The organism is Billgrantia aerodenitrificans (assembly GCF_021404405.1).
Classification (GTDB): domain Bacteria; phylum Pseudomonadota; class Gammaproteobacteria; order Pseudomonadales; family Halomonadaceae; genus Halomonas; species Halomonas aerodenitrificans.
Window position 1 is genome coordinate 64018 of sequence record NZ_JABFTV010000004.1, and the last position, 17477, is coordinate 81494.

At 65.6% G+C, this 17477-nt stretch carries 13 protein-coding genes; 11 read left to right on the forward strand and 2 right to left on the reverse strand.

Annotation, left to right across the window (positions count from 1 at the left end; genetic code table 11):
* Nucleotides 1-37 precede the first annotated feature (37 nt).
* Nucleotides 38-973 (reverse strand): 2-hydroxyacid dehydrogenase, encoded by a 936-nt coding sequence (locus HOP59_RS08675; protein ID WP_010627075.1) that lies wholly within the window; start codon nt 971-973, stop codon nt 38-40.
* Nucleotides 974-1001: 28 nt separating this feature from the next.
* Nucleotides 1002-2408: a MocR-like ectoine utilization transcription factor EhuR gene (ehuR, locus tag HOP59_RS08680; protein ID WP_010627076.1), complete on the reverse strand. Its 1407-nt coding sequence runs from the start codon at nt 2406-2408 to the stop codon at nt 1002-1004.
* A gap of 214 nt (nt 2409-2622) precedes the next feature.
* Between ehuR and doeA the strand changes: the two genes are divergently transcribed.
* From doeA to HOP59_RS08735, 11 genes are all read left to right on the forward strand, one after another.
* The gene (gene doeA, locus HOP59_RS08685) at nt 2623-3822 is read left to right on the forward strand and encodes an ectoine hydrolase DoeA (protein ID WP_010627077.1); all 1200 of its coding nucleotides are present in this window, start codon (nt 2623-2625) and stop codon (nt 3820-3822) included.
* A gap of 31 nt (nt 3823-3853) precedes the next feature.
* Complete coding sequence (doeB, locus tag HOP59_RS08690) at nt 3854-4867, forward strand: N(2)-acetyl-L-2,4-diaminobutanoate deacetylase DoeB (RefSeq protein ID WP_010627078.1); 1014 nt, start codon at nt 3854-3856, stop codon at nt 4865-4867.
* A 47-nt stretch (nt 4868-4914) separates the two neighbouring features.
* Nucleotides 4915-5391, forward strand: a complete 477-nt coding sequence (locus tag HOP59_RS08695; protein WP_234253583.1) for an Lrp/AsnC family transcriptional regulator — start codon at nt 4915-4917, stop codon at nt 5389-5391.
* Between the two features lie 196 nt (nt 5392-5587).
* Nucleotides 5588-6457: a carbon-nitrogen hydrolase family protein gene (locus tag HOP59_RS08700; protein ID WP_010627080.1), complete on the forward strand. Its 870-nt coding sequence runs from the start codon at nt 5588-5590 to the stop codon at nt 6455-6457.
* Nucleotides 6458-6606: 149 nt separating this feature from the next.
* Complete coding sequence (locus HOP59_RS08705; RefSeq protein ID WP_234253585.1) at nt 6607-8079, forward strand: biotin carboxylase; 1473 nt, start codon at nt 6607-6609, stop codon at nt 8077-8079.
* Between the two features lie 41 nt (nt 8080-8120).
* Nucleotides 8121-9104: a C45 family autoproteolytic acyltransferase/hydrolase gene (locus HOP59_RS08710; RefSeq protein WP_035590399.1), complete on the forward strand. Its 984-nt coding sequence runs from the start codon at nt 8121-8123 to the stop codon at nt 9102-9104.
* Between the two features lie 67 nt (nt 9105-9171).
* Complete coding sequence (locus tag HOP59_RS08715; RefSeq protein WP_234253587.1) at nt 9172-11949, forward strand: aminotransferase class I/II-fold pyridoxal phosphate-dependent enzyme; 2778 nt, start codon at nt 9172-9174, stop codon at nt 11947-11949.
* Between the two features lie 190 nt (nt 11950-12139).
* Nucleotides 12140-13639: an NAD-dependent succinate-semialdehyde dehydrogenase gene (locus HOP59_RS08720; RefSeq protein WP_010627084.1), complete on the forward strand. Its 1500-nt coding sequence runs from the start codon at nt 12140-12142 to the stop codon at nt 13637-13639.
* A gap of 269 nt (nt 13640-13908) precedes the next feature.
* Nucleotides 13909-15333: an aminotransferase gene (locus tag HOP59_RS08725; RefSeq protein WP_010627085.1), complete on the forward strand. Its 1425-nt coding sequence runs from the start codon at nt 13909-13911 to the stop codon at nt 15331-15333.
* A 154-nt stretch (nt 15334-15487) separates the two neighbouring features.
* Nucleotides 15488-16486 carry a hydroxyectoine utilization dehydratase EutB gene (gene eutB / locus HOP59_RS08730; protein ID WP_010627086.1) on the forward strand — a complete coding sequence of 333 codons (999 nt, stop codon included), beginning with the start codon at nt 15488-15490 and terminating at the stop codon, nt 16484-16486.
* A 27-nt stretch (nt 16487-16513) separates the two neighbouring features.
* Nucleotides 16514-17464, forward strand: a complete 951-nt coding sequence (locus tag HOP59_RS08735; protein ID WP_010627087.1) for a cyclodeaminase — start codon at nt 16514-16516, stop codon at nt 17462-17464.
* Nucleotides 17465-17477 lie beyond the last annotated feature (13 nt).

The window sequence follows — 17477 nt, forward strand, 5'->3', positions numbered from 1 at the left end:
CCTGGGCGCGTGCCGCGGCCACGCGACACGCGCCCGCTCAATAACCCGCTTCGGGGTCGACGCTCTCCACTTCGTCGCCGGCCTCGAAGGCGCGGATCGCCTCGGCCACCTGGTCGACGGCCTCGCCCAGCGGCGTCGGCCCGGCCATGTGCGGCGTTACCCAGATGCGCGGATGCCGCCACAGCGGGCTCGATTCGGGCAGCGGCTCCTCGGGGAAGGCGTCGAGGATGGCGCCACGCAGCCGGCCTTCCTGTTCACCTTCACCCAGCGCTTCGAGCAGCGCCGCCTCGTCGATCAGGCTGCCGCGGCCGGGGTTGATCAGGTTGGCACCCTCGGGCAGGGCGGCCAGGGCGCGGGCATCGATGATATGGCGGGTGGAATGGGTGCCGGGCAGTAGCAGCACCAGGGTGCGAACCTGCCCGAGCAGCTCGATCAGCCCCTCGTCGCCGTGGTGGCAGACGATGCCGTCGAGCGACTTGGGCGAGCGGCTCCAGCCATGCACGGGGAAACCGTCGGCGGCGACCATGGCGGCCACCTTGGCGCCGATGGCACCGAGGCCGAGCACGCCCACCGGCCAGTCGCGCTTGTCGGCAACGCTGTGCTCGTGCCACTCCCCTTGCGCCTGCTGGCGGCGGTAGCGGTCGAAGTCGCGCTGAAAGTGCAGCACCCCGTAACGCACGTAGTCGCCGATCAGCTCGGCCATGCCGGCATCGCGCAGTTTGACGATGGGTACCCCTTCGGGCAGCGCCGGATTGTTCAGCAGGGAATCGACGCCCGCTCCCAGGTTGACGATGCCGCGGGCGCGGGTCTGCTCGGCGAGCAGCGCCTCGGAGGGTTTCCACACCGCCAGGTAGTCGGCGTCGCGGCGTCGCTCGGCGGGGTCGTCAGCGGTGACGATCTCGGCATCGGGCAGGCGTTCGGCCAGCGCATCGCGCCAGGCCTCGATGTCGTCGATGTGAAGCAGTATGCGCATGACGGCTCCTTACTCGGTAGACGATCTCTCAGTACACGATCTGCATCATGGGCGGCGGCGCCTCGTCGAGCAGCACGGCCAAGCGCTTGAGCCCCTCTTCCAGGCGGGCAATGTCCTGCTCGGCACCCAGGCTCACCCGGATGCGCCTGGGCGGCGGAGTCTGCTCCACCATGAACGGCACCGCCGTGGTGATCGCCAGCCCCTCCTGCTCCGCCTGCTGCTGCAATTCCTCGGCGCGCCAGGCGTCGGGCAGCGAAATCCAAACGTGCAGGCTGGTGGGGCGCGACTCCAGCGCATGATGGCCGAGCAGGCGCTGGGCAAGCTGCTGGCGCTCGCCCAGCAGGCTACGCTGTTCGGCGGCCAGGGTCTCGACGGTGCCATCGGCAAGCCAGCGGTCGGCGATCTCGAAGATCAGCGGCGTTGCCATCCAGGTGGTCGCACGCATGCGCGGCAGCACATGGTGCAGCTGGCCGCGCGGCACGGTGAGGTAGCCGGCACGCAGCCCCGGCACGGTGACCTTGGTCAGGCTGGTGACGTGGAAGCTCAGCTGCGGAATGCGTGCCGCGACGGGGGTTAATCCCGGGGCTTCCAGCAGCGCATGCACGTCGTCCTCGATCAGCCAAACCCGGTGCCGCGCCAGCACCTCGGCCACGGCGTCGCGGCGCGCCTCGCTCATGGTCGCCCCGGTGGGATTGAGCTGGGTCGGGGTCAGGTAGAGCGCGCGCGGCTTGAAGCGCTGGCAGGCCAGCTCAAGCGCTTCCGGCACGATGCCCTCGTGGTCGATGGCGATGCCGCGCAACTGGAAGCCCAGCGTGCGCGAGAGCGCGATCAGGCCGTGATCGGTCAGTGCTTCGGTCAGCACCAGGTCGCCGTGCTGCACCACGCTGGAAATCGCCAGCATCAGGCCGTGGGCGGCGCCGTTGCAGAGAATGCGGTCGTCCATCTCGCCGGGTACGTGCAGGCGCGATTGCAGCCAGGCGCTGGCGCGCTCGCGCTGATGCGTGAGGCCGGCGATGGGGCGGCAGGCGCCGATCACGTCGGGGCTGGCCAGCTCGGCCAGCTCGGCCAGGGTATGGCGAAAGCGCAGATGATGGCTCGGCGGGCATACCGGGTGGGCGATCGACAGATCGATCAGCGGATTCTCCTGACGTGCTTCGTGGCCACGCAGATAGGCCGACTCCTTGGCATCGTCCAGCGCGTTGATCCAGGTGCCGCTGCCCACCCGGGCCTGCACCAGCCCCATTCTCTCCGCCTGAGCATAGGCGCGCGAGACGGTCTGGACGCTGACCCCCAGGCTCTCGGCCAGTTGGCGGTGAGGCGGCAGCCGGGTACCGGGCACCAGCTCCCCCTGACGCACCGCTTCCGAGAGAGCACGAGCGATGGCCAGGTACTTGGGGCCCGTATCCGTCAGGTACGGGGTCAGATCAATCGTCATGATTCAATAAAGCCTTTGACCGCCAGCCAAGGGGGGATGCTACTATCAGCTTAGCGGCATTGAACTGGGATTGTCATGTTTTCCGTCAAAATCGATCATGACAATTTTGGGCCGGTCCTTTCACCCCTGACCGCGATGACCGACTATCCGATGGCCCGGCCTTCTTCATGTAGCGGAGAGGGCCGGTTCTTGGTGATTTTATGGCGAGTGGCCCATGACTCAGGTATCCCTGTCCTTCACTCGTGAGGAATATGCCAGCCGGCTATGGAAGGTGCGGGCCGAAATGGCCAGTCGAGGGATCGACGTGCTGGTGATCAGCGATCCGTCCAACATGGCCTGGCTGACGGGCTATGATGGCTGGTCCTTCTACGTGCACCAGTGCGTGCTGGTGGGGCTGGAGGGCGAACCGGTGTGGTACGGCCGGCGCATGGACGCCAACGGGGCGCTGCGCACCTGCTGGATCGATCCGGACAACATCACCTACTACCCTGACTACTACGTCCAGAATCCGGACATGCACCCCATGGATTACCTGGCCCAGTCGATCATGCCCGATCGCGGCTGGCATCAGGGCGTGGTGGGGCTGGAGATGGACAACTACTACTTTTCAGCCAAGGCCTACCAGAGTCTGCTGCGCGAACTGCCCCATGCACGCTTCATGGATGCCAACTCGCTGGTCAACTGGTGCCGTGCGATCAAGTCGCCCCAGGAGATTGCCTACATGCGGGTGGCGGGCAAGATCGTCGAGGGTATGCACTCACGCATTCTCGAAGTGATCGAGCCCGGCCTGCCCAAGAGCAAGCTGGTCTCGGAGATCTACCGTGTCGGTATCGAGGGCTGGGTCGACGAGAACGGCAAGGTGCACGGCGGTGACTACCCCGCCATCGTGCCCATGCTGCCCACCGGCAAGGATGCGGCGGCGCCCCATCTGACCTGGGACGACACGCCGTTTCGCAAGGGGGAAGGGACCTTCTTCGAGATTGCCGGGGTGTTCAAGCGTTACCATGCGCCCCTGTCACGCACGGTGTTTCTGGGCCGGCCGCCGCAGGACTTCGTGCGCGCCGAGTCGGCCCTGCTCGAGGGCATCGAGAACGGCCTGGCCGTGGCCAAGCCCGGCAACCGTACTGCCGATATCGCCATGGCCCTGGGTGCAGCGATGGACAAGTACGGCTTCGACCGCGGCGGCGCCCGCTGCGGCTACCCCATCGGCATCAGCTATCCGCCCGATTGGGGCGAGCGCACCATGAGCCTACGTCCCTCGGACGAGACCATTCTCGAACCGGGCATGACCTTCCACTTCATGCCGGGCCTGTGGCAGGACGACTGGGGGCTCGAGATAACCGAGAGCATTCTGATCACCGAGACCGGCTGCGAAGCGCTGGCCAATTTTCCGCGCCAGCTTTTCGTCAAGTAAGGCCAGCGTTCGTCAAGTCAAGGAGAGCAAGATGAGCAAGCGACCCAGCCCGATCAGCGCCACCGTGGACTTCGACGCCGACGGCGTCCAGCACGGCTTCCTCAAGCTGCCGATCTCCACCGACGAGTCGGCCTGGGGGGCGGTGATGATTCCGGTGACCGTGGTCAAGAACGGGGAGGGCCCCACGGCGCTGCTGACCGGTGGCAACCACGGTGACGAGTACGAGGGCATCACCGCGCTGATGAAGCTGTCGAGCTCGCTGCGTGCCGAGGACGTGAGCGGTCGCGTGATCATCGTGCCGATGATGAACATGCCGGCGGCCATGGCCGGCAAGCGCACCTCGCCGATGGATGGCGGCAACCTCAACCGCAGCTTTCCCGGCGACCCCGACGGCACGGTGACCGAGAAGATCGCCGACTACTTCACCCGGGTCATTACGCCGATGTGCGACGTAGTGCTCGACCTGCACTCCGGCGGTCGCACCCTGGACATCATTCCCTTCGGTGCCTCCCACGTGCTCGACGACCCCGAGCAGCAGCGCCAGGCCCTGGAGGGCGCCAAGGCGTTCGGTGCCCCCTACGCCATGATGATGTTCGAACTCGATGCCGCGGCGCTGTTCGATACCGCGGTGGAGAGTCAGGGCAAGGTCTTCGTCGCCACCGAGCTGGGCGGCGGCGGCACCTCGACCCCCGAGAGCCTGGCCCTCACCGAGCGCGGCGTGCGCAATTTCCTGATCTATTTCGGCCTGCTCCAGGGCGAGGTGGAGATGCCTGCCGAGCCGCAGATCTATCTCGATATGCCCGACGCCAGCTGCTACGTGCAGAGCGAACATACGGGTCTGCTCGAGCTGACCCTGGCGCTGGGCGACAGGGTGGAGAAGGGCCAGGTGATCGCCCGCGTTTACGACATGACCCGCAGCGGCGCGACGCCGGTCGAGTACCACGCCGGTCGCGACGGCATCCTGGCGGCGCGGCGCTTCCCCGCGCTGGTCAACATGGGCGACACCATTGCCGTGATCGCCGACGTCGTCGATACCCTCGGCTGATTCGTGCCGCTCTGCCAATGACAAGAGCAACATGACAAGAGAGAACGATGAAGCTCGATCGATACGACCTTAAGATTCTCGAGATCCTGTCCCGCGACGGACGCATCACCAAGTCGAAGCTGGCCGAGGCCATCAACCTCTCGGTCAGCCCGTGTTGGGAGCGGGTGCGGCGGCTGGAGAAGGCCGGCATCATCGAGGGTTACGCCGCACGCCTCAACCCCGATGCGCTGGTCAAGCGCACCCCGGTGTGGGTGCAGATCGAGCTCAAGCAGCACAATGCCGAGAGCTTCGCCCGCTTCGAGGCGCTGGTTCACGAAACCTCCGAGGTCACCGAATGCGTGGCCGTGGGCGGCGGGGTCGACTACCTGATGAAGGTCGAGGCCGACTCCGTCGATGCCTACCAGCGCCTGATCGACGCCTGGCTCACCTCGGATGTCGGCATCGAGCGTTATTTCACCTACATTGTGACCAAGGCGGTCAAACGTCCTGCACCGGGACTGGAGCGGGGCGACTTTCTCAGTTGATTTAGACTAGGGCCGCTGGCGGCGCGGCATCCAACGCGAACTCAACGTTGATACTCTGAGTAGAATCATGGCATAAGCTTAAAGCGAGAGTGAGCCTACGGCTCACTCAGCCGGGCGATCTTCCGGCATGTCATCGCGGTGCCGGACGAGTTGGTTAGCGCCCTGAGACAAGATCGCCTGACGTAGAGAGATGCCCATGTCCTACTTCACCATTGCCGGGGTGCAGATGCAGGCCCTGCATCACGGTGACAATACCGAGGCCATGCGCCACCGGGTCGACGCGCTGATGAGCCGCTTTCCCCAGGTGCAAATGGTTCTGTTCAGTGAGCTGATGCCGCTCGGCGCCTCGCCACACCACGCCCACCCGTTACCCAGCCATGTCGAGCAGTTCTTCTGCCAGCTCGCCGAGCAGTACCGTATTTGGCTGATTCCCGGATCCATGTTCGAACGTACCGAAAGCGGTATCTACAACACCCTGTCGGTGATCGATCCGAGTGGGCAGGTGGTGGCGCGTTACCGCAAGATGTTCCCCTTCCGCCCCTACGAGGCCGGCGTGGAGAGCGGCATGGAGTTCGTCGTCTTCGACGTGCCCAATGTCGGTCGTTTCGGTGTGTCGATCTGCTACGACATGTGGTTCCCCGAGACCACCCGGACCCTGGCAGCCATGGGCGCCGAGGTGATCCTCCACCCCACCATGACCGATACCATCGACCGCGATATCGAGCTTTCCATCGCCCGTGCCAACGCCGCGGTCAACCAGTGCTACTTCTTCGACATCAACGGCGCCGGCGCCCTCGGCAACGGTCGCTCCATCGTGGTGGGGCCTTCTGGCGACGTGATTCATCAAGCTGGCGGCGGCGAGGAGATCATGCCCATCGAGGTCGATTTCGGCCGGGTGCGGCGCGAGCGTGAAACCGGTTTGCGCGGCCTGGGTCAGCCGCTGAAGAGCTTCCGCGACCGCCAAGTGGATTTCTCGATCTACCGCTTCGAGCATGGCCCCTCGCCGTTTCTTGCCAGCCTGGGGCCGCTGGCCAAACCGCAACGCACCGATATAGAGGAGTACTGACCCTACAGGAGGTCGTCATGCGGGAGTTCCTGTTGCGCCTGATACAACTGTTACAGCGGAGCTTCCCGCCACGCGGCTCCGCAACGGCATCGGCCGCCGGTACAGGCCGCGCCGATGCTATCCCTTCCGTCATCGTTGGAGCGAAAACAATGAACAAGATCAATAACATTGCCGACGTTCGCCGCCATTTTCGCAACAATAAGGAACCGGTCTACTTCATATCGGCGACCAACTTCAACCTGCTCGGTATCGGCGACTGGGTGGGCAATTTCCGCCACATCAACTACATCGACTGCTTCGACGGCCAGCAGCGCAACGTCTTCGTGCCCAAGGAAAAATTCCCGCGGGACTTCGAGAGCATCGAGGACATCAACAACTACCTGCTCGAGCACAAGGAGGTGATCGACTTCATCCAGTCGCGCGCCAGCGGCGACGATGCCGGGGTCGCCGCCTTCCTGATGTTCGACGAGCACACCGAGGAGATCTGCCGGCAGCTCGGTCTGCGGGTCGCCTTCCCACCGGCCGAGCTGCGCTCGCGCATGGACAACAAGATCGAGACGGTGCGGATCGGCAACAAGGCCGGGGTACCCAGCGTGCCCAACGTGCTGGCCAGGGTCGGCAGCTACCAGGAGCTGCTCGAGGTCAGCGGTGAGCTGGGCGACGACCTGGTGGTGCAGACCGCCTACGGCGACTCCGGCCACACCACCTTCTTCATCGCCAGCGAAGACGACTACTACAAGCACGCCGAGGAGATCGAGGCCGAGCCCGAGGTCAAGATCATGAAGCGCATCAATTGCCGTGGTTCGGCCATCGAGGCCTGCGCCACCCGCTGTGGCACCGTGGTGGGGCCGTTGATGACCGAACTGGTGGGTTTCAAGTCGTTGACCCCCTACAAGGGCGGCTGGTGCGGCAACGAGATGTTCGCTGGCGCCTTCAGCCAGGAGATCCGCGACAAGGCCCGCGAGTACACCTTCAAGTTCGGCGAGGCCCTGCGCGAAGAGGGCTACCGCGGCTACTTCGAGCTCGACTTCCTGATCGACATGGACAACGGCGAGGTTTACCTGGGCGAACTCAATCCTCGGGTCACCGGCGCCAGCTCGCTGACCAACGTGGCCGCTTTCGCCCACTCCGACATCCCGCTGTTCCTGTTCCATCTGCTGGAGTTCTCTGACGTCGAGTTCGATCTCGACATCGAGGAGATCAACGAGCGCTGGTCGCACCCCGACAGCGTCGACAGCTGGAGCCAACTGGTGATCAAGCACACCGACGAGAGCGTCGATCTGCTCACCCAGGCGCCACGCACCGGGGTGTGGACGCTGGGCGCTGACAGCCGCATGGCCTACGACCATTACAGCTACCACCCGCATGCCGCCGAGAATGAGCGCGAGGCCTTCTTCCTGCGCATCAGCGGACCGGGCGACTTCCGCTACGAGGGCGCCGACCTGGGCATCCTGATCACCCGGGGCCGTCTGATGGACGACGACTTCCAGCTCACCGAGCGGGCCAAGGCCTGGATCGAGGGCATTCGCGGGGAGTATGCCGGCGAGCCGCTGCAGGACCCGGCGGTGGAAGAGGTCGCCGTGAGTCACGCCATCGGCGGCGGCAACTTCAAGATCCTATGAACGGAGAAGTCGAGCGGCATCACCAGGCGCGGCGAGGGGAGATGGAGAAAGCGCTGGTCTTTCGTACCCTGCAGGAGGAGGTGCCGGGGCCCAAGTGGCGGTCTCTGTTCGACTACCACTGGCCAGCCTACGAGGCGTGGTACCTGGCCGAGGGGGAGCGTGAGCGGCCGGGTTACCTGAGCTGCTACAACGCCCTGCGTCGGCACATGCCGGAGCTGCTGGAGACCTACCGGGCGCTGTGCGAGCTGGCCGGTGGCGGCGATCTGGCGGCGCGTTTTCTCAGCCTCTACCAGCCGCCGCCGTACATCACCGGCTGTTCCCAGGCGGTGCTGGTGCGCGATGGCGCGCCGATACTGGCGCGCAACTACGACTACCCGCCGGAGCTGTGCGAGGGCAGCGTGCTGTACACCCGTTGGAACGGACGCGGCGTGATCGCCATGACCGACTGCCTGTGGGGCGTGCTGGATGGCATGAACGAGGCGGGCCTGGCCGTATCGCTGGCCTTCGGTGGACGCAAGGCGGTGGGCGAGGGCTTCGGCGCGCCGATCATCCTGCGCTATCTGCTGGAGTTCTGCGACAGCGTGCCCCAGGCCGCCGAGGTACTTGCCCGAGTGCCCAGCCATATGGCCTACAACATCACCCTGACCGATGCTGCGGGACGCTACGTCACGGCGATGATCGCTCCCGACCAGCGGGCCAGCATCCGCCGGGTGGCGGTGGCCACCAACCACCAGAAGAAGATCGAGTGGTACGCCCATGCGCTGGCCTCGGAAACCCTGATTCGCGAGCGCCAGCTGTCGATCCTGGTGGACGACCCGGCTACCAGCGAGGCGCGCCTGCTCGACGCCTTCGCCGCGCCGCCGCTGTTTCGTCGCGACTACGCACGCGGGCTTGGCACCATCTACACCGCCGCGTACTGGCCGCAGTCGGGGCGGGTCAGCTATCGCTGGCCGCAGCAGCGCCTGGAACTGGCCTTCGATCATTTTCCCGAACAGCAATTGCGGGTCCGTTACGGCCCGAGATAGTCGGCACTGTCGGCCGTGAGCTAGCGCTGAGAGAAAGACAACGAACAACGATGGAAAGGGTGTCGCCATGAACGAGAGCAGCCATACCGAAACGCCCTATACCGCGCTGGGCTTCTACCACAAGATCTCCCAGCTTCGCGCCGACACCTGGAATGCGCTCAAGCGCGACCTGGGGCAGTTGGTGCGGCTCAACGACGAGAGCCGTGCACGCAACCTGATCAAGGCGATCGACGTCAAGCTGACGCGGCTCGAGATCATCGAGGACTATCACGCCTTCCCCTCCAAGGAGGACTTCCGCCATCTCTGGGGGCTGTTCGACCGCGAGGAGTACGCGCTGCTGGAGAAGGTGGTCAAGCGGTTGGTGCGGGCGCTGATCAGCGAATCCTATCGGCGGCGTCATGTCGACCTCTCCGAAACCGATGCCAGTGCCGAGGATCTCGAGACCATGGATGCGCTGGCGCAGCTGCGCCATGGGCACCCGGCCTCCAACAGTTCGGCCCAGCCCTATTTCGAGCTGCTGATCGTCGACAACCTCTCGTCCCAGGAAGAGGAAGTGGTGCGCGAGGCGTTCCACAGCCTGCGCCGGCCCGAGGACCGCTTCGTCTACGACGTGGTCACCGTACGCAGCTTCGAGGACGCCCTGATCGCGGTGCTGGTCAACCCCAACATCCAGGCCTGCCTGATCCGCTACGAGTTTCCCTACAAGTCCAAGTACAACCTCAGTGCGCTGCGCAACTATCTGGAAGGCCTGTCGGAGAAGGAGCTGGAACACCAGACCGAGGCCGAACGCAGCATCCTGCTCAGCTCGATGATCCACGAGCTGCGTCCCGAGATCGACCAGTTCCTGGTCACCAGCGGCGACGTCGAGGCCACGGCGAGCCGCGACATCCGCCACTTCAACCGCATCTTCTATCGCGAAACCGACTACATCGAGCAGCACCATACCATCCTGCGTGCTATCGACAGCCGCTATCGCACGCCGTTCTTCGATGCCCTGCGCGAATACAGCAAGAAGCCCACCGGGGTGTTCCACGCCATGCCCATCTCGCGGGGCAAGTCGGTGACCCGCTCGCACTGGGCGGGGCACATGATCGATTTCTACGGCATCAACATCTTCCTTGCAGAGACCTCGGCCACCTCGGGCGGCCTCGATTCACTGCTGCAGCCCTATGGGCCGATCAAGAAGGCCCAGGAGTACGCCGCCCGGGCCTTCGGTGCGCGGCAGAGCTTCTTCGTCACCAACGGCACCTCGACGGCCAACAAGATCGTGGTGCAGGCGCTGGTCAAGCCCCGCGACATCGTGCTGATCGACCGCGACTGCCACAAGTCGCACCACTACGGCATGGTGCTGGCGGGCGCCCACGTCAGCTACCTGGACTCCTACCCGCTCAATGATTACTCGATGTACGGCGCAGTGCCGCTGCGCGAGATCAAGAAGACGCTGCTGGAGTACAAGCGCGCCGGCCAGCTCGACCGGGTCAAGATGCTGCTGCTGACCAACTGCACCTTCGACGGCGTGGTCTACAACGTGCGCCGGGTGATGGAGGAGTGCCTGGCGATCAAGCCCGACCTGGTGTTCCTGTGGGACGAGGCGTGGTTCGCCTTCGCCACCTTCAATCCCACCTATCGGCCGCGCACCGCCATGCACGCCGCGCGCACCCTGCGCGACCGCTACCGCAGCGAGGCCTACCGCGAGGAGTATGCGGCGTGGAAGGCGGAGTTCGATACGCTCGACCCCGACGACGACGCCACCTGGCTCGAGCGCCGGCTGCTGCCCGATCCGGAGGCGGTGCGCATCCGCGCCTATGCCACCCACTCCACCCACAAGACCCTGACCTCGCTGCGCCAGGGCTCGATGATCCATGTCTGGGACCAGGACTTCCGTCAGAAGGTCGAGGCGCCGTTCCACGAGGCCTACATGACGCATACCTCCACCTCGCCCAACTATCAGATTGTGGCGTCGCTGGACGTCGGGCGCATGCAGGCCGAGATGGAGGGCTTCGAGCTGGTTCATGCCCAGGTAGAGGCGGCGCTGTCGCTACGCGAGCAGCTCTACACCCATCCGCAGCTGCAGAAGTACTTCCGGGTACTCAAGAACAGCGACATGGTGCCCGTCGAGTATCGTGAATCGGGGGTCGAGTCCTATTTCGACCCGGTGACCGGCTGGAACCAGATGGAGGAGGCCTGGGCGCGGGACGAGTTCGTGGTCGACCCCACCCGGGTGACCATTGCCATCGGCAACACTGGGGTCGACGGCGATGCCTTCAAGAACGAATACCTGATGAACAAATACGGCATTCAGATCAACAAGACCTCGCGCAACACCGTGCTGTTCATGACCAACATCGGCACGACTCGCGGCTCCATCGCCTACCTGCTCGACGTGTTGATCAAGCTGGCCAAGGAGTTCGAGTACCGCTGGGAGGAGAGCAGCCGGCCCGAGCGCAAGATCATCGAGCACCGGGTGCATTCGCTGACTCAGGAGCTGCCGCCGCTGCCCGACTTCAGCCGCTTCCACGACGCCTTCCGTCAGCGCAGCGAGACACCGGAGGGCGACATTCGCCGCGCATACTTCTTGAGCTACGACGAGGAGAACACCGAGTATCTGCGCTTCGACAACGGCGAGCTCCAGGCCGAGATGCGTGCCGGTCGCGACGTGGTCTCGGCCAGCTTCGTGATTCCCTACCCGCCGGGCTTCCCGGTGCTGGTGCCGGGGCAGGTGGTCAGCGAGGAGATCCTTTATTTCCTGCAGGCGCTCGACGTCAAGGAGATCCACGGTTACCGGCCGGAGCTGGGCCTGATCGTGTTCACCGAAGAAGCGCTGGCCGCGCCGCCGGAGATCTGAGCGCTGCGCGCAGAAAAAAACGCAACTTAGTTCTGGAGGACAAAAAAAAGCGCACTTGCCCTGCTGGTTAACGAAAAGTCCTGCCCCGGGTTTGCCCTTACCCTGTACCCATCGAGCAGCCGCCGGCTGCTCTGCCGTTTTTGCCACAGCCGGCCCGTGAGCGAGGGGCCGGTGTCAGGGGAGGTGCCACATGAACATGAAGTTGACCAATACACTGTCCACCATGCTCGATGATCCGCGTCTGTTCCGTCAGCACGCCTATGTGAACGGCAAGTGGACCCACGGCGACGGCGGCCGTGAGGAGACGGTGTTCGACCCCGCCACCGGCGAGGTCATCGGCTACATCCCCTGGCTCGAATCGCACCAGATCCGCGAAGCGGTGGACGCCGCCGATGCCGCCTTCGTGCACTGGCGCGCGCTGCGTGCCGACGAGCGCGCCGAGCGGCTCATGGCCTGGCACGACCTGCTGCAGGCTCACCGCGAGGACCTCGCGATCATCATGACCCTGGAGCAGGGCAAGCCGCTGCCAGATGCCCGCGGCGAGGTGGAGTACGGCGCCAGCTTCGTGCGCTGGTTCGCCGAGGAGGGCAAGCGCACCTTCGGCGAGACCATTCCCAGCCACATCCCCAATGCCGCCCTGGGCACGCTCAAGGAGCCGGTGGGCATCGCCGCGCTGATCACGCCGTGGAACTTCCCGCTGGCGATGATCACCCGCAAGGCTGCCGCTGCCCTGGCCGCCGGCTGCAGCGTGGTGGTCAAGCCGGCCGGCGAGACGCCGTTCTCGGCGTTGGCCCTGGCCGAGCTGGCCGAGCGCGCCGGGATTCCGGCAGGGGTGTTCAACGTGGTACTGGGCGAGCCCGCCGAGGTTTCGAAAATTCTGTGTGCCGAAGAGCGGGTCAAGGCGCTATCCTTCACTGGTTCCACCCGGGTCGGCCGCTTGCTGCTCGAGCAGAGCGCCCAGACGGTGAAGCGCGTGTCGCTGGAGCTCGGCGGCAATGCACCATTCATCGTCGGCCCCGACATGGACCCCAAGGAGGCGGCCTTTGCCGCGGTGGCGGCCAAGTTCCAGACCGCGGGTCAAGACTGCCTGGCGGCCAACCGTATCCTGGTGCACGAGTCGATCCACGACGAGTTCGTCGAACACTTCGCCGAGCGCATGGCGGCATTGACCGTGGGCAACGGCATGGAGAGCGAGGTCGACCTGGGGCCGCTGATCCATCGCCAGGCGGTGGACAAGGCGGCGGCCATCGTCGACGACGCCATCTCCCGCGGCGCGACCCTGGTGGCCGGCGACCAGACCCAGGCGCCGGGAGAGAACTTCTTCATGCCCGTGCTGCTCACTGGTGTGACGCCGCAGATGAAGGTATGGCGCGAGGAGAACTTCGCCCCGGTGGCCGGTGTGACCGCCTACCGTGACGACGATGAAGTGATCGAGATGGCCAACGACACCGAGTACGGCCTGGCGGCCTATGTCTACACCCACGACATCCGCCGCATCTGGAAGCTGTTGCGGGCGCTGGAGTACGGCATGGTCAGCGTCAACTCGGTGAAGATGACCGGCCCGCCGGTGCCTTTCGGCGGCGTCAAGCAGTCGGGGCTGGGCCGCGAGGGCGGCATCACCGGGATCGACGAATATCTCGAGACCAAGTATTACTGCCTGGGGGCTTTGGGCTCCGTATCGGGGAGCTGAAGCGAGAGGAGGCACCAGCGCATCCCATCTCGCGATGCCCAAGGGCGAAACCCTGACGCTGCGTTTGCGGCTTGCGCGTCGGACCGGATCAAGGTCCCTCTTGCCGGTCCTCGATCGACATCCATGTCGATCGCCGCGCGCCGCTGCACTTGCGTCAGCGCCCTTGGGTAGATATCGCTCGCTGGCCTGCCCTGGCGCTGGGCCAGCGACGTCATAACGAATCGAACATCTCCCCGCTGCGGCGGGGCCTTTGATATAGAGAGAGCATAATGAACCAGCAGCACCGCGATCTGATCGAGCGCGACCGCAAGGTCACCTTCCACGCCTCCACCCACCTGCGCGATTTCGCCCATGGCGACGCGCCGGGCCGGGTGATCACCGGCGGCAAGGGCATCCACATCGTCGACAAGGACGGCCGCGAGTTCATCGACGGCTTCGCCGGGCTGTACTGCGTCAACATCGGCTACGGCCGCACCGAGGTGGCCGAGGCGATCTACCAGCAGGCGCTGGAGCTCTCCTACTATCACACCTACGTGGGCCACTCCAACGAGCCGCAGATCGCGCTCTCCGAGAAGATCATCGAGCTCGCCGGCCCCGGCATGTCCAAGGTCTACTACGGCCTGGGTGGCAGTGACGCCAACGAGACCCAGCTCAAGATCGTGCGCTACTACAACAACGTGCTCGGTCGCCCGCAGAAGAAGAAGGTCATCTCGCGCCAGCGCGGCTACCACGGCTCTGGCCTGGCCACCGGCTCGCTGACCGGCCTCAAGGCGTTTCACGACCAGTTCGACCTGCCGCTGGCCGGCATCCTGCACACCGAGGCGCCGTACTACTACCACCGCGCCGCCGAGCAGGAAGGCATGAGCGAGCGCGAGTTCTCCCAGTTCTGTGCCCAGAAGCTGGAAGAGATGATCCTGGCCGAAGGCCCCGACACCGTAGCCGCCTTCATCGGCGAGCCGGTGCTCGGCACCGGCGGCATCGTGCCGCCGCCGGAAGGTTACTGGGAGGCGATCCAGGCGGTACTGGCCAAGTACGACGTGCTGCTGATCGCCGACGAAGTGGTTTGCGGCTTCGGTCGTATCGGCGCCGACTTCGGCAGCCACCACTACGGCATCAAGCCCGACCTGATCACCGTCGCCAAGGGCCTGACCAGCGCCTATCAGCCGCTCTCCGGCGTGATCGTCGGCGACCGCGTATGGAGCGTGCTGGAGCAGGGCACCGGCCAGTACGGCCCCATTGGCCACGGCTGGACCTACTCCGGTCACGCGCTGGGCTGCGCCGCGGCGCTGGCCAACCTGGCGATCATCGAGCGTGAGGGGCTGACCCGGAACGCCGCCGAAACCGGTGCCTACCTGCAGCAGCAGATGCAGGCCGCCTTCGGCGAGCACCCCATCGTCGGCAACGTGCGCGGCGTGGGCATGCTGGCGGCGCTGGAATTCTCCATCGATCCGGCCAAGCGTGCGCACTTCGATGCCGCGCACAAGGTAGGCCCGCGCATCGCCGCGGCGGCGTTGGACGAGAACCTGATCGCCCGCGCCATGCCCCAGGGCGACATTCTCGGCTTCGCGCCGCCGCTAGTGGCGACCCGCGCCGAGGTCGACGAGATCGTCGCCCGTGCCGAGCGCGCGGTGAACAAGGTCACCGACGAGCTGGTGCGCGAAGGCGTGGTCAAGGCCGCCATGTCGGTGAGCTGAGCCGTACTGCCGAGTCGAATCGGCAAGCGACCAGTATGTCTGACCACGAGCGCCGCGGGTAATGCCCGCGGCGCTTCGTTTGGCTGGGCCTGTCCTTCTCTTCTAGGCTGAAAGCGCCAAGCCTCTCGCCACGAGCCACACAACTGGATCTGCCATGTCGACCTCTGCTCACGGGGTTACCCTCGCTGCCGTTTACCAGGCGCGTCGCCGTATCGCCGGACAGGCGCTGCGTACGCCACTGGTCCGTTCGCCTGCCCTGTCGCGGCGTTTCGACGCCGATATCCTGCTCAAGCTGGAAACCCTTCAGCCCACCGGCGCCTTCAAGCTGCGCGGTGCCGTCAACATGATCGCCGCGCTGATCGAGCGTCACGGTCGCAATGCTCTGGAGGCCGGCGTGGTCACCGCCTCCACCGGCAACCACGGCCGTGCCGTCGCCTATGCCGCATCGAAGCTCGGCATTGCCGCGACGGTCTGCCTGTCACGCCTGGTGCCGGCCAACAAGGTGGCCGCCATCGAGGCGCTGGGCGCCGAGGTCAGGCGCGTGGGAGAGAGCCAGGACGAGGCCTTCGGCGAGGTCGAGCGCCTGATCCGCGAGCGCAGCATGACCCTGATTCCGCCTTTCGACGACCCGCTGATCGCGGCCGGCCAGGGCACCATCGGCCTGGAGCTGATGGAGGATGCGCCGGATCTCGACCGGGTGATCGTCGGACTCTCCGGCGGCGGGCTGCTGGGGGGCATCGGCGCGGCGGTGAAGGCCATCCGCCCCGAGACCCGCATCACCGGCGTTAGCCTCTCCCGTGGCGCGGCCATGTGGCAGAGCCTTCAGGCGGGGCGTCCCGTGGCGGTCGAGGAAGTGGAGAGTCTGGCCGACTCGCTGGGCGGCGGCATCGGCCTCGACAATCGCTGCACGTTCAGCCTGGTGCGCGAGGTGATGGATGACCACTTTCAGGTCTCGGAAGCGGCCATCGCCCAGGCCATGGTCGACATCCTCGAGCACGAGAAGCTTCTGGTAGAAGGCGCCGCCGCGGTGGGGCTCGCGGCCATGGTGGAGCATGGGCTCGAGGTGCGCGGCCAGCGGGTGGCGCTGATTCTTTCCGGCAACGGCGTGGCGCTGGAGACGCTCGACAAAGCGCGCCAGCTTGCCCATGGCTGAGGTCTTTGCAGTGTTCAAGGAGGAAACATGAAGCTCTATCGACGTGACGAAATCGAAGCGGTGGTGGGCATCGACGACGAGGCGCTGCACCAGGTGGAGGCGGGCTTCGCCGCGCTGGGGCGCGGCGAAGTGGTGCAGCCGCCGATCCTGTCGATGGCCATGGAGGAGTTCAACAGCGAAGTCGACGTCAAGACCGCCCACATCAAGGGGTGGCAACGTTATGCGATCAAGGTCAGCAGCGGCGCCTTCGACAATCCCAAGCGCGGCCTGCCGAGCCTGAGCGGCTTGATGATGCTGTTCTCCGCCGAGACCGGCCAGGTCGAGGCGGTGCTGTTCGACGAGGGCTATCTAACCATGGTGCGTACCGCTTTGGCCGGAGCCATCGCCGCCAAGCACCTTTCCCGCGAGGACAGCCGCCGGGTCGGAGTGATTGGTGCCGGCGAACAGGCGCGGCGGCAGGTCGAGGCACTGCGCCTGGTGCGTAACGTCGATACCCTGGACGTCTGGGCACGCCGCCGTGAAGCGGCCGAAGAGTACGCCGAATACATGCGCAGCCAAGGCCTTACCGTCACCGTGCGCGACAGCGTGCATGCCGCCTGTGCCCAGGCCGATATCATCGTGACGACGACGCCGTCGCGGGAGCCGCTGCTCTTCGCCAGCGACCTGCCCGAGAGCGTGCACGTCACCGCCATGGGCTCGGACAGCCCCGACAAGCGCGAGCTGGACGAATCGGTGCTGACCCGGGCCGACGCCTTCGTCTGCGACAGCCGGGCGCAGAGCGAGCACAACGGGGAACTCAAGGTCTGTGCCAACGCGGGGCGCGAGCCGCCATTCCAGGTATACGAGCTGGGCCGGGTGATCGAACGGGGGGAGCGGCTGCGGAATTCCGAGGCGACCATCACCGTGTGCGACCTGACCGGCACCGGCGTGCAGGACACCGCCATCGCCAACTTCGCCCTCACTCGGCTGGCGGGGTAAGCAGCAGGGTGCC

Excerpts from the sequence above, each read along its gene's own strand:
- HOP59_RS08675 (WP_010627075.1), bottom strand. The coding sequence starts at position 973 with ATGCGCATACTGCTTCACATCGACGACATCGAGGCCTGGCGCGATGCG.
- ehuR (WP_010627076.1), bottom strand. The coding sequence starts at position 2,408 with ATGACGATTGATCTGACCCCGTACCTGACGGATACGGGCCCCAAGTAC.
- doeA (WP_010627077.1), top strand. The coding sequence starts at position 2,623 with ATGACTCAGGTATCCCTGTCCTTCACTCGTGAGGAATATGCCAGCCGG.
- doeB (WP_010627078.1), top strand. The coding sequence starts at position 3,854 with ATGAGCAAGCGACCCAGCCCGATCAGCGCCACCGTGGACTTCGACGCC.
- HOP59_RS08695 (WP_234253583.1), top strand. The coding sequence starts at position 4,915 with ATGAAGCTCGATCGATACGACCTTAAGATTCTCGAGATCCTGTCCCGC.
- HOP59_RS08700 (WP_010627080.1), top strand. The coding sequence starts at position 5,588 with ATGTCCTACTTCACCATTGCCGGGGTGCAGATGCAGGCCCTGCATCAC.
- HOP59_RS08705 (WP_234253585.1), top strand. The coding sequence starts at position 6,607 with ATGAACAAGATCAATAACATTGCCGACGTTCGCCGCCATTTTCGCAAC.
- HOP59_RS08710 (WP_035590399.1), top strand. The coding sequence starts at position 8,121 with ATGGAGAAAGCGCTGGTCTTTCGTACCCTGCAGGAGGAGGTGCCGGGG.
- HOP59_RS08715 (WP_234253587.1), top strand. The coding sequence starts at position 9,172 with ATGAACGAGAGCAGCCATACCGAAACGCCCTATACCGCGCTGGGCTTC.
- HOP59_RS08720 (WP_010627084.1), top strand. The coding sequence starts at position 12,140 with ATGAACATGAAGTTGACCAATACACTGTCCACCATGCTCGATGATCCG.
- HOP59_RS08725 (WP_010627085.1), top strand. The coding sequence starts at position 13,909 with ATGAACCAGCAGCACCGCGATCTGATCGAGCGCGACCGCAAGGTCACC.
- eutB (WP_010627086.1), top strand. The coding sequence starts at position 15,488 with ATGTCGACCTCTGCTCACGGGGTTACCCTCGCTGCCGTTTACCAGGCG.
- HOP59_RS08735 (WP_010627087.1), top strand. The coding sequence starts at position 16,514 with ATGAAGCTCTATCGACGTGACGAAATCGAAGCGGTGGTGGGCATCGAC.